This window comes from Paenibacillus uliginis N3/975 (genome assembly GCF_900177425.1).
In the GTDB taxonomy this organism is placed as follows: domain Bacteria; phylum Bacillota; class Bacilli; order Paenibacillales; family Paenibacillaceae; genus Paenibacillus_AQ; species Paenibacillus_AQ uliginis.
The window spans coordinates 5,246,392-5,259,366 of the sequence record NZ_LT840184.1; the positions used below are offsets into that span (position 1 = coordinate 5,246,392).

Annotated in this window: 11 protein-coding genes; 2 read left to right on the forward strand and 9 right to left on the reverse strand. The window is 41.4% G+C overall.

Annotation, left to right across the window (positions count from 1 at the left end; all coding sequences use genetic code 11):
- Window positions 1-32 precede the first annotated feature (32 nt).
- Window positions 33-1,421, forward strand: a complete 1,389-nt coding sequence (gene scfB, locus B9N86_RS24545) for a thioether cross-link-forming SCIFF peptide maturase (protein WP_208915716.1) — start codon at window positions 33-35, stop codon at window positions 1,419-1,421.
- A 146-nt stretch (window positions 1,422-1,567) separates the two neighbouring features.
- On the opposite strand, the gene B9N86_RS24550 is transcribed toward scfB, so the two are convergent.
- The gene (locus B9N86_RS24550; protein ID WP_342193881.1) at window positions 1,568-1,858 is read right to left on the reverse strand and encodes a type II toxin-antitoxin system PemK/MazF family toxin; all 291 of its coding nucleotides are present in this window, start codon (window positions 1,856-1,858) and stop codon (window positions 1,568-1,570) included.
- Between the two features lie 246 nt (window positions 1,859-2,104).
- Between B9N86_RS24550 and B9N86_RS24555 the strand changes: the two genes are divergently transcribed.
- On the forward strand, window positions 2,105-3,130 hold the full coding sequence (locus tag B9N86_RS24555) for an HIRAN domain-containing protein (protein ID WP_208915717.1): 1,026 nt from the start codon (window positions 2,105-2,107) through the stop codon (window positions 3,128-3,130).
- Window positions 3,131-3,229: 99 nt separating this feature from the next.
- Here B9N86_RS24555 and B9N86_RS24560 read toward each other — a convergent pair whose 3' ends face one another.
- From B9N86_RS24560 to B9N86_RS24595, 8 genes are all read right to left on the reverse strand, one after another.
- Entirely contained in the window at window positions 3,230-5,554 is a 2,325-nt protein-coding gene (locus B9N86_RS24560; protein WP_208915718.1) for an ABC transporter permease, read from the reverse strand.
- A 2-nt stretch (window positions 5,555-5,556) separates the two neighbouring features.
- Entirely contained in the window at window positions 5,557-6,261 is a 705-nt protein-coding gene (locus B9N86_RS24565; RefSeq protein WP_208915719.1) for an ABC transporter ATP-binding protein, read from the reverse strand.
- Window positions 6,262-6,811: 550 nt separating this feature from the next.
- On the reverse strand, window positions 6,812-7,510 hold the full coding sequence (locus tag B9N86_RS24570; RefSeq protein ID WP_208915720.1) for a transglutaminase-like domain-containing protein: 699 nt from the start codon (window positions 7,508-7,510) through the stop codon (window positions 6,812-6,814).
- A gap of 29 nt (window positions 7,511-7,539) precedes the next feature.
- Window positions 7,540-8,268 carry a helix-turn-helix domain-containing protein gene (locus tag B9N86_RS24575; protein WP_244563167.1) on the reverse strand — a complete coding sequence of 243 codons (729 nt, stop codon included), beginning with the start codon at window positions 8,266-8,268 and terminating at the stop codon, window positions 7,540-7,542.
- A 35-nt stretch (window positions 8,269-8,303) separates the two neighbouring features.
- Complete coding sequence (locus tag B9N86_RS24580) at window positions 8,304-8,885, reverse strand: DUF4256 domain-containing protein (RefSeq protein ID WP_208915722.1); 582 nt, start codon at window positions 8,883-8,885, stop codon at window positions 8,304-8,306.
- Between the two features lie 204 nt (window positions 8,886-9,089).
- A complete protein-coding gene (locus B9N86_RS24585) occupies window positions 9,090-10,184 on the reverse strand; it encodes a hypothetical protein (RefSeq protein WP_208915723.1) in 1,095 nt (364 codons plus the stop codon).
- Between the two features lie 517 nt (window positions 10,185-10,701).
- Window positions 10,702-11,712 (reverse strand): Gfo/Idh/MocA family protein, encoded by a 1,011-nt coding sequence (locus tag B9N86_RS24590; RefSeq protein ID WP_208915724.1) that lies wholly within the window; start codon window positions 11,710-11,712, stop codon window positions 10,702-10,704.
- 75 nt (window positions 11,713-11,787) lie between these two features.
- Window positions 11,788-12,963 carry a DUF4317 domain-containing protein gene (locus B9N86_RS24595; protein WP_208915725.1) on the reverse strand — a complete coding sequence of 392 codons (1,176 nt, stop codon included), beginning with the start codon at window positions 12,961-12,963 and terminating at the stop codon, window positions 11,788-11,790.
- Between the last annotated feature and the right edge of the window lie 12 nt (window positions 12,964-12,975).

Below are 12,975 nucleotides of genomic sequence, written 5' to 3' on the forward strand. Positions count from 1 at the left end.
TTTTGTCGGTAAAAGGAGCTTGATTAGCAAGTATGATTCATCAATATCAACTTAACGGATACAACATCGTGCTTGATACCTACAGTGGGTCGGTACACGTTGTTGATGATCTGGCATACAAAATCATTGAGCTTTATGAGCATACATCTCCGGAGGAAATCCTGACACTCATGCTGGAGCAGCATGAACACGATTCAGGTATTACCGAGAGAGACATTCGAGAAACCATCGCGGCCATTGAGGAGCTTAAAGATACTGGACAGCTCTTTACCGAAGATCCATATGAGAATCTCTCTATGGATTTAAGGAATCGAAAAACTTATGTTAAAGCACTATGCCTCAATGTCGCGCATACCTGCAATCTATCATGCGACTATTGTTTCGCCAGTCAAGGAAAATACAACGGCGATCGGGCCATCATGAGTTATGAGGTTGGAGAGCGTGCTATCGATTACCTGCTAGAAAATTCAGGACATCACCGAAACCTAGACATTGACTTCTTCGGCGGCGAACCGCTTATGGCCTGGAAAGTCGTCAAGCAGATTGTAGCTTATGCACGAAGCAAAGAAAAAGAATATAAGAAAAAATTCCGCTTCACCTTCACGACGAACGGTATGCTGCTGAACGACGAGGTTACTGAATTTTTAAATAAGGAAATATACAACGTCGTACTCAGTCTGGATGGTAGAAAAGAGATTCATGACCGGCTCCGCACAACCGTTAACGGAAAAGGCAGCTATGACCATATTGTACCGAAGTTCCAGGAATTCGTCCGAAAACGTGGAGACCAAGAATACTATGTACGAGGAACCTACACTCGTAACAATGTCGATTTCACCAATGATATATTCCATATCGCAGACCTTGGTTTTGATAAACTTTCGATGGAACCAGTCATCTGTGATCCGCGAGAGCCTTATGCACTAACCGAGAAGGATCTTCCGGAAATTTACAACCAGTACGAAATTCTCGCCAAGGAAATGATCTACCGTGGTGAACAAGGCGAAGGCTTTACCTTCTATCATTACATGCTTGACCTATCTGAAGGCCCTTGCATCCAGAAAAGAATCACCGGCTGCGGGTCAGGAACGGAATATCTTGCTGTCACGCCATGGGGAGAGCTTTTCCCTTGCCACCAGTTCGTCGGAGATGAAGCGTACAGCATGGGGAACATCTGGGACGGTATCACACGATCTGAGTTGCAATGCCAATTTAAAGAGAGCAACTGCTACTCGAAGCCGGAATGCAAGGATTGCTGGGCCAAACTCTACTGCAGCGGCGGCTGTCCTGCCAATGCCCTGCACGCGACGGGTTCCATCAACGGCATCTATGACTTTAGTTGTGATGTTTTCCGCAAGAGGGTTGAATGTTCCATGATGGTGAAGGTTGCCGAGTCGATCAGAGTTATGGAGAACGAGTAAGATAAACAAAAAAGAGGGGTGAGAACCCCTCTTCATTTATAATAACTGGCAGTTCTTGCTGTTCTTTTAATAACACTGATTTCATGAAGAACACCGCTCCAATTAAACCGAAACGAAGGAGCAGCTTGTATATAAATAATGTACGGTTAGTGAATCAACAAGTCTACCTTAGACAAAACCTCATCCAATGTCTCCTTTGGAACTCTGCCAATAAACTTGACTTGGCGAGATTGCCAATCGAGGCTCTTGATTTGATCAGAAAGAATAACCCCATCTAGCGGTAGATCCTGTGGAATAAACACCTCGAACGGGTAGCCTTTAGCCTTGGAAGTAACCGGACAGATGGCGCTGCTGCCAGTACACTCAGATATGCAGAAAAAGGCGCTGCCATCAAGCAGAGCCCCTGTTTGTCTATAAGTGTGCTTCCTCTTCCTAATCTATCCGTCTTGGAAGACTTCGCGTGCCTATAAATTCAGAATCCGATCATCTTCGAAAACTCAAACGCACGCTCCGATAGATTCAATCCAAAGACGGTGTGATTCAAATTGAGCGATGTACGACCTTGTAACTAAAATGTAAATCCAAGATTTTTAATCACCAATCTCTACATAAAATCTCCAATTTATAAAAGTAGTATTATAGTATAATAGTAAAATTAGTAAATAAGTATTTAGGAGGATTTTATGCAAATTGAATTTAATGTATCTGGAGTCACCTTTGAGGATCGTCCAAATATTATTAGAAGATATGCTACTGATGGAGATACAATTTATTTAGTTCGAGAGCCAAACAATGAGTATGATTCAAATGCTATTAAGGTATTCCTACCTAATAGGAAATCTATTGGGTATGTCCCAAAGGAATTCACACCATTACTAGCGAAGTATCTCGATAGTGGTGGAAGTATTTTTGCAAAAGTAAAATCTGTTAATAATAGAGGGGAAGATTTACAAAGTATAACAATTTCGATTAGCACGCAGAATAAAGCTGGCTATGTTATGGGAGATATTAAAGGTTTTATTTATGATGAGGATTCACCTGAGGAATCTACACATGACATTGAATGTTTTGGAATTATTCAATATAAAGATGGTTTAGGAACAGATCTTAATAAGCCTATAGTACATTTAGTAGCTTGTTATGAACTTACCAATTTTCATGTTGATGATATCAAGGAAAGAAATCCGTTATCTGAAAGGGAAATATATTTAGTTAAGGCATTTGAGCAAGTAACTCCTAATAATGCTTTGAGTGATATAGGTTACGTAATGAGAGAATATAGTAAATATGTATCTCGCGATAGCGATGATCGTTATCAATTTAAGTCATTAAGGGAAGATGTTGTTATTCAAGAACAATATCATACGGTCTATATTACAAGTGAAGACTCACTTAATGATTTAAGTAAAAAACGACAGGCACTTGAAACTAACTATTTTGATACCTTAAGAAAAGAATTAAATAACATTGAAACACAGAAAATAAAATATACGATTATTCCCTTTGAAGAAAATAGCTATATTTTTGAACGCATTAATGAAAAATACATAGGTGAAAAAAGATACTCAATTTTGACAATTAATTATCATCTCCAAATTAAATCAAATTTAGAGATGAGTATAAAAGAGCAAGCTGACTTTTTCAATAAATTAGAACGAATAAAAATGGGTTCAAGTCGTCTTTTAAATGAGCAATTAGTTCTTATATAGAAGATATATTAAATTATCCTTTTAAAGGAGTTATTTGTGTGGGAGTATCGGGATAATATATCCTAGTACTCCCATTTTTGTCCCATCTCCTTAAAAGCTTTATTCTACACTTTTTAATGATTCAATCATATTGATTTGGGACACTTTTCTCCGAAGTAGCAAATTAGAGAGAATGGTGAGTAAGAATGCAAGCATAACAGATACCAGCATTATAAAAATATTTAATTTATCTGGGATTTGTTGATGGGTACTAGACAGTGCCTTTACAATAATTGTATAACAATAGCCACTTATCGGTAAAGCTACAATTACCGCAAAGGTGGTTAGTATGATGTTTTCAAAAAAGATAAGTCGGTTTATTTTATTTTTTTGATAGCCTAATACCTTAAGTGTTGCAAGCTCACGATTCCTTTCATAAATGTTTATGGAAGATATCGTATATATTGCGCCAAAGGAGAGTATGACGGCACAAATGATAAACATGATAAATATAAAACTATTTTGTTTCAAAATATATTGAGCTGATTGCTTTAGATCATTCTTATCTGCAATTGTATCTACATGAGGATCTTGTTCAAAGAAGTTACGGACGCTTATAAGATCGGTAGAGCTATTGGCTTCAACTAACAGTGAGGTTGGACTATAGTCTATGCCAAAGCTCTTTAAATAGTCTGGTGTGCTATAAAACGACGGATTCGAATACTGTGTAGATATTTGTAAAACCTTCATATCTACCGATTTATTTTTAAGCTCTGGTGCTGTGAACTTTATTTGGATGGTATCCCCTTCTACAATATGATATTTGTCGGCGTAGGATTGGGGTACCAGCACACCCTTATCTTCTAAATACATCTTGTTGTCATCTTTGTCAAAGAAATGAATGAGATTGTTTTCTTTTTCCGTAACAACCAAAGTGGCATTTTCTTTTTCACCACCTTTGATGAATTCAACAGGAAAGGTGGATGTAAAATAACTATTTTTAATGCCGGGGGGTAGTTGTAGCGTATCGGAAGATGTGCCCAGCTTATAATCTACTCTTACATCATACGTATAAACATCTTCAGTTTGGTTCGCTATTTTGATCAAGGACGATTGAGTGCCCAAAGCAGTTATCAATAACACCGTGCTTACAACAACGCCAATTGAGCTCGCAAAAGCTTTTTGTTTATTTAAAAATATATTTCTTAAAATGAGTTTGTAACTGTAGGAAATATGACTCCAGATACCCGGAACTCTTTCAATTAATAGCTTTTTCATTTTCTTAGGCGGTTTAGGACGCATCGCCTGAGCCGCACGTTCTTTTAATATCGTTCTGCCACTCAAGTAGCAGGACAGAATTCCAAAAGCGCTAGAGAAAATGATCGAAGGAATGATCGAATACCAAGAAAGTGAGAATGTAATGTCAGGCAAAGTGTAGGACTTTGCACTCGACGCAGTTACTAATGGAATAAATACAAGAGCGGCCATAATACAACCTATGATTGAGCCTGCTATACCTACCAGCACAGGGTATCCCATGTAATGAAGCATGATGTTTCGGTTCTTTACACCCAAAGCCTTCATGATACCTACTTGATTTCGCTCAGAATCGATCGTCCTCGACATGGTAAGAAACAGGATAATAGCGGAGATCAAAAAGAGAACTAAAGGTATAACCTTACTCATCATACTATTGTTATATATTGTTTGTTTTATTTGAGAATAACCGTAAGTTCGTTCCTTACTTGTTTGGTCTAAATAAGGAAGATGTTTGGATTGTCCTTCAATTGATTTGCCTAATTGGTCAATATCGTAACCTTCTTGAGCATCAATCATGATTTCATTATAGTAAAAGCCGTCCCGGATTTCAGGTATTGTCTCTTCGGCAATATAAGCGATTCCGTGGGTTTTATGGTCTTGCGTGGGGTTCTTTTTTATATATTCCACATTCTCGCCCAAGCCGCTAATGGTAAACGTAACATCTCTTCCATTCGTAGTGATACGGATTTGATCGCCGACCTGATAATGATGTTCTTGGGCATAATGGGAATCTAATAAGATCTCATCCTTTTTTGACGGAATACTGCCCTCAATCATAGTAGGCGTATTGATTTCATTGTCTACAGGGATCGAATGAAGTTTTAATGAAGCTTTATAATCTTTAAAGACTTGCGTAGCATCAAAGGTATAACGTCCTTCTATTTTGTTGATACCTTCAATTACACTTAAACCAGCCACATCGTCATTGGAAATTTGACTGTAATATACGTGTAAGTCGCTTAAATTATGTTCTTTAAAGTAAGCCTCAGAATAAGTACGATGCTTATTGCTATAACTATTCAGCCCCGCATAGAAAAAAGCGCCTACTGCGACAACCAAAGCTAAGGCTATAAATTGAACGATCGATTGTTTTACATTCCTTAATAACTTCGAAAATAATTTCATAATTACCACTCAATCCCTTCAACGCTTTGTTTCTCATCATTAATCGTAACGCTCTCGATCATTCCGCTTTTAACCTTAATAATCTTATCCGCCATAGGAGCAATTGCGGAATTATGGGTGACCAGAACGACGCACTTGTTCGTTTCCCTGTTCAAATCTTGAAGAAGCTTTAAGACGGACTTGCCTGTCACATAATCCAAAGCTCCGGTTGGTTCATCACAGAGTAAAAGTAAAGGATTTTTTGCAACAGCTCTGGCAATTGCAACTCTTTGTTGTTCTCCTCCAGAGAGCTGGGAAGGGAAGTTTTTCATACGCTCCTTTAATCCAACCTTATATAAAATATCTTTAGCATCCAGATGGTTTTTACATACTTCAGTGGCAAATTCAACATTCTCTAGAGCGTTTAAATTCGGAATTAAGTTATAGAATTGGAATACAAATCCAACTTTCTCACCGCGATAGACTGTTAATTTTTTTTCGCTCAATCTTGTTATTTCTTGATCGCCAACTAACACTTGACCTGAGGTAGGCGTATCCATACCGCCAAGTATATTCAAAATCGTACTTTTACCGGCGCCGCTTGCTCCCAAAATAACGACGAATTCTCCCTCCGATATGGAAAAATCCACACCATTAAGGGCCTTGATTGACACTTCTCCTACATTGTATTCTTTTGTTACTCCTTTGAATTCGATAAGCTTTTTCACTTATTACATCTCCTCGTATCGTATTTTGGATCAACAAGCTTCTTCTCAAGATATTTCTTCTCTTTGCATGTTCGGATGTATGTGCTGATGACGAGGATACAGTAGGTGGTTCTAACGGGCACCCAGGTCTGAGATCAACTAGTAATCGTCCTCCGCTTTGCTCTGTTTCCATCATATACCAATCGAAAGAAGTTGCTTCCTACAGCCGATGTATTTTGGCATCGGTCTCCAGAAGGAGTTTGATCTCGTCGCCGCTTCAGCACTGAACCGCCTCTAATTACGATTGTTAATTCGACTTGTTCGCAAAAAAAACGGAGCAACCTCTAAAAAAGGCTACTCCGATAGAATCATTACTAATTTACTTAAGTATGACGGGTCAATACATTTTCCTTCAATGAATTTTCTCCCCTCCCGCTCTCTATCGCCCAGTGAACTGGTTTAGGATAGGTCAGTTTTTACAAACAGGGATTAAAAAAGACTTCAGGTGTGTTCAAATCCTTCAATCGCGGTAATTAAAGCACGCAATATCTCTTTATCCAAACAACAGTTATTACCCCTGCCTTATGCGACTAACATTCCGATTCATCAGATGCCGAACGACCCGGCTATAGATCGTTTTCTTGAGCGGGCTGAGCCCTTGTTGATGAACGGAGAAGAATGCATCGGGACTGTCGTAAATCCCAAAATCCCGAACGATTCCTTCTTTTTGCACGTAGGTATCGTTTTCATTCCAATAAATTTCCGGGTTTTGAAAATTATCTGTAGCAACGCCATAACCGCAAAATGAATCCGTACACTGTCCGAATTTTTGCTGAAGCTTGGTCAAGTAGGGAATATCCAGTATAAACCCTTCGATATTCAACCACTTGCCTTCATAAAGCACTTCAACCCAGCTGTGAACGATCTCCCGGGGCGACAGTTGGTAATACCACCCTTTCATCGCTCCCTTTTGCAGCTTTTTATCAATGGCAAATCCATGCATACGGCAAGGCACTCCCACGGCCCTTAGCAACGCCATAAAAAGTACACCCTTTGTATTACACTGACCATAGCCATTCTGCAATACTTCCGATGCCGGAATATGATCCGCCCTATTATAGCCGAACAGGATTTCGTCACGGACGTAGTTGTAAATGCCAAGAATTTGTTCCTTCCTGGGCATACGATCCCACTGGCGACTGTGAATGACTTGCCGGATCAGTGGATGAGAATAGTTCAGCAATTCCGTTTCCTTCAAGTATGCTCTCATTGGAAACACCTCCTGCACCAATTGTACGGTTAATGCAGGCAGGAAACTTTTAAAAAGACGCTATCTTTGCGAATATCCTTCGCCGTCATTCCCAGCAGCCGCTTACTTGTGGCGGCTAAATGCGACGGACTGTCAAATCCCGCAGCCATAGCCGCATCCGTAATGCTGAGCCCTTTAAACATAAAATAAGTTGCCTTCTGAAGCTTGTGCAACAGCATGTATCCGCTAAGCGATATGCCTGTATTTTCTTTAAAGAGATGCGACAATCTGCTGTTGGACAAACTCATTTGCCTGGCGTATAGACTTACGGAGTGCTCGGAGTCGGTGCAATCTTTTATAAGCTGTATAAACTCTCTTATTCTCGGATCAGCAATAGCTGTATTTACATGCTCCACGCCTAATAGCTTCATGAGTTGTCCCAGAAAAGAAAGATAGCTGTCCGTATCCTTAACGCCAGGATACTCTTTTTGCACAAATTCGCGAATGGTCTTCATCATCCCCGGCGGAAATACATGATATTTCCGCCCCTCTATATATCGCTTAAAGCTTGCCGCCATCTCAGAGGTGCTGTCCATCAGAAGAAGCATCAAAGGGTGTCCCGCTCCTTTTAGCCGATGAACCACGTTGGAATTGATAATGATGCCGGAGCAACTCAAGCTTTGTCCTTTTACATCAATTTCAAATTCGTCCTCCAAAGAAATGGTCACCTGTAAAAAAGAATGCCGATGTTCTTCAGCATCAATGGTATTGGATATCACCAGCAAGTGATGCTCCGCCCCATACAAAATCATCATCAGACTCTTAGCGAGCCGCGGAAGCCCCTTGCAGCATAGTAGGATTCAGCTCCATTGTGGTACACAAAGACCGTGTCATAGCGACGGTCACAAAAGATGGCCCCGCCAAGATTTCTAATATTTGCAGGCGTTACCACCCAACTTGATGTTTTCAGATCGAAATTTCCAAGCTGCTGCAGTTCCCGGTATTGTTCTTCCGTTAAAAGCTCAATGCCCATGTCGGCTGCCATTTCAACCGCATTGTTTTGCGGTTTATGCTGTTTCCTTGACTCCAGCGCTGCACGGTCGTAACAAACGCTTCTGCGGCCTTTAGGACTTTCCGCCGCACAATCATAAAATATGTATTCGCCCGTCTTATGGTCATACCCAACAACATCGGGCTCGCCGCCAGTTCTTTCCATTTCATGAAGCGACCACAGTTTTTCCGTATTTGCTTCGAGCCTTGCTTGCACGTTAGCCCATTCCAGTCCTTCATGGCGGTTCATGTTTTTCTCGAAACGGGCTTTCAAAGCTTTGAGCAGTCCCTCGCGTTGTTCCGGCGACAACTCCGTTTTATTGCTGATGTCGTTTCCCTTTGTCATGATTGTTTCTCCCCTTCAAATAGCTTTGTTCTAACACCTTCAATTTCATCTTTTCCCTCTAGTTCTCTTTAATACAGAAAAAACCTTTTTCAGAATCAATGATACCAACTAATCCATTCTCATAATTGTATCATCGAGATATTTGAAATGTGAGGGGAACCGATCAAACATGCAGCTGGGTTGACCCCTGATTCGAGAGCCATGTCATCGTTTTTTGAACATTTTATCAATGCTTTTTTGTTCCTTATTAACTGCTTTTTTATAAAAACGAATACCCTTCCTATCCCCAACAGCTTTGCTGCAGGCAAACGCCTTTTCCAAAACGTTTAAATAAAAATGATTTGTTTTTCTTAACATCCAATCACCATTCCGGTAGCATAACTGTGCGCTAATGATATCCTTTTCTTTATAAAAGCCAAGACAGATATCAAACCAGGATTCACTCATAGATCTGCCTAATCCGGTGTATTGCCAACTATCAAATTGCGTAAGAAGTCGTTCCCACGATTGTGCTGATTCAAAAGCTTTTATGTAGTCGTTATTCAAAATATGCAGTTCCGTTATATCTAAGATGGATGATACCTTATCCCGAGCGTCAGTAGTCAACTCTAATTCCTTCTGTTTATAAAAAATGGCCTTTTCATATTTCTTCAATTCTTTAGCTCTATAATATAATGCCTTCAGGTCAGGTTCGGCTTGCTTTTCCAGGAGATCAAAAAGTTTCTCAGCCTCTTCGAGGTCGTCAAAATCTATAGCCATTGCTAATAAACTCTCAGTTGTCTCTTTTTCCATGCTATCGGGAAACCATAAGGTCATTCTATGAAAGAAATCTTCTATATCTTGCTCTGATAAAAGTGAATTCAATTGGTCCTTATGTTCGAACAGATATTTATTGGATTCGGTAAGTTCAAACCCCTCAAGGTACTTGCAAGTCAGTTCAACTCCGGCAGAAAAAATAAATTCATTAAAATACCCACAATATGTATCAAAATTTGCGCATTTGGCTTTCTCAAAAAGCCATATATTTTCCGGCCTGCGGAACTTTGCTAACAAATAAGAAATAAGAGTTAAAGAGTCCCCACAACCTTGGTAAGGATCATGAATCCTGCTCTCAACCTCATTCTCCATTAAAAATTTGATTAAATCGTAATCCTCAGGCTTCCAATCATATTGAAGAGCAACTGCTGCTGCATGCCGTTTGATATAGTTTATGTCTGGATCTTGATATTCAAACTCTGTCCATAAGTCTCTTGAGTTTCTGATCTGTTCGATATTTTGTCTGACTTCTTTAGCATCCATAACTCAACCCCCTATGCATAAACGTGAATGTTGTACTTCATTTTTTCCTCGCCACTACCAGAATCATTATATCAATGAATAAATCGATATAGAGAGAAAACAATCAATATGTCCTCGATATCTGCTTTAAAGATTTGTTTCGTTAGCAGTCGTCCACATTACAAAAAGTAACGCAGCCTAATCCGACTGCGTTACTTTTTGCATGCCACGTAATTCCACATCTTTTACAGACATTTAATATCTACATAGGTACAATAACAAAAGAGGAGTTCTCACCCCTCGTAATTTATATTAACCTCATGTCTGCGTTCAGTTACTGTAATCGAAGCCTTCATGCCGCACTGCTCTCTTTTTATCATCATTTTTCTGATCGCATTTTCGACAGCCTCCATAATCACTTCTCCAATGTGGGATGGGGGTGACCGTACAATACGGAAATCTGTCTCGAAAAACCGTCATCATTAAGCGAGGACGAATTCAGTGGGCATCGGTCGGTTTCCGATTGTTCACGAGAATTCTACTGCTTAGCCCCCATCAATTGAGGTCTTAAATCCGTAAAGCCCTCACCCGGCTTACGCAGAGCTTCCAATACAACTTGTGCGTTATACCCGTCATAGAAATTATAGATGAGACCAGGCTCTCCGTTCAAAATCTGAATGATTTGCTTCAGGATCGGCAGCGGGCTAACGACGTCGTCCACAGATACAGGCTGAAGATCGGCATCCTTGCCGCTTCTGAACAGGTTACGCCAGTTTTCGAGCGCCATGGTCCCTTCCTCACCATGGACCACCAGGGAGACACGTTCTTCCCCTTCCCGTTGGTCGGTTCCAGACAGGTGAATCTCGATATCATTATGTAATCGCAAAACGGCCCGGACACGGCTTTCGGACTGATTCGAATCCGGCGGAAACTCAATCTCGCTCTTCACATGCGTAATCGGACCGAACACCTGCTGGATCATTTGGATCCAGTGAATCCCGACTTCCAGCAGATATCCGCCCTGCTGTCTTGAGGTGATCCATGGATTCTGCTGCCAGGACCTCGGCCACTGCGGAAACTCCAGGTATAGATCCATCTTGAGGATCTGGCCGATCGCCTGCTCTTCAATTAATCCCTTCAGCTTCAGGACGGCCGGGTCGAGTGGAAGCGAGAAATGAACGGCATGGAGCACATCGGCCTTCTCTGCCAGCTCCACCAGACTCCGCGCTTCGGTCAGGCTGTTGGCAAGCGGCTTCTCGCAGAAGACGTGAATGCCTTTCTCAAATGCGATCTGGGCAACATCATAATGCAGGGACGGCGGAACCGCGATATACACCAGGTCAAGCGCAACCTCGTTCAGCAGCTGGCGGTAGTCGGTGTACAGCCGGGGACTAATTCCTGCTGCTGCGACTTCCCTGTGCAAACTAGACTCATCACTGTCGCAAAGAGCGACTAATTCGATCTTCTCACCATATTGGGGCAGTAATCGGTGAATCATAATCCGGCCCATGTGACCTAAGCCGATGACGGCCATTTTCTGTTTACTCATCCTGTTCTCCTATTCTTCCATTGACGATTGGATTTTGCAATTGAATGCCACGTCCCCTATTATAGATGAACGAGTCTATAATAGCGTTTCTGTACTGAGCGTAAACCCTTCAATCGCGACATCTTCGTCGACTTCAATCATGATGCAGCGTTTACCTTGGAAATTCACCTGTTTTACATACCTTAAATCCTGCGGGCTAACCGAAATCGTAGCTACCTTGGTTTCGATCTTAATGGATTTGGAAGTATACTTCGGCATGACGCTGGTTGCTTTCATTTCATAGTTCTTGTTGTCCACGATGGTTTCGAATGCCCGCTCCACCTTCTCGGTCGTCACGTCCTCTACGCCGCTTGCGTTCAGTACGCGCTCCAGATCTTTATAATCCAGCTTCGGAGGTTCTTCCTCCTTCGTCTCTTCGTTAATTTCGATCACCCGGTTGATTTCCTCGTACACCTGTGCAATGGTGGCTGAATCGAGCTGTTCGCCGGCCACTTCCTTGACGATATCTTCGAAGATCGCTCGCTCTTCAAGTGCCGTCACGGATCTTTCTCCGTTCAAGACCTGTTCGACAAAATGCGGATCCGGAAAATTGGATTTTCCCGTACAATACAAAATATGATTCACATCGGAATAATTGTCCGTCACGCTAGGGTACAGGAATCCTTGCTCCGGCGTACTTAACTTGATAATCGGATCTACAATGACATTGTACTTGAACTCCCTCTCCACATAATCGAACAAGAGAGTCTTCCGTTGTTTCTCCGTAGAATTCACACCGCATAAAATGAACGGATGGGCAAACACCTCGTTCTTCTCGCTCTCTTCCGCTTCATCGTTTCTCGCCTTGGTCGGCAAATAATACTGTCCCCGAACGAACGTGACCACCATATCCCGCTCATATTTGGCATCCGTCAGCATTCTCTCCACAAGCATCAGCATCAAGTCCTGCCATTCTTCCGAATCACCCGACACGAGAGCTTGGTGAAGCAGTACCTGCGCCGGTTCCTCCGCTGCTTCCTGAAACCTCAATTCGAACAATTTTTGATCCAGTTCGCCGGTCAGCAGTTTTTTGAAATTACCCATGTATAACTCTTGCTTCTCCCGATCCACCAGTTCGAACGGCAGGCGCTCCCAATGATAGATTTCATTCGTTTCCTTCGTAATATAGACATTGAGAATATCGTAAATATTCAGTAAATCGTGATCCAGCTTAAATTGCTTGCGTATATTGGCGACTTCTTTTTTGTTCATATTGGATTCGGC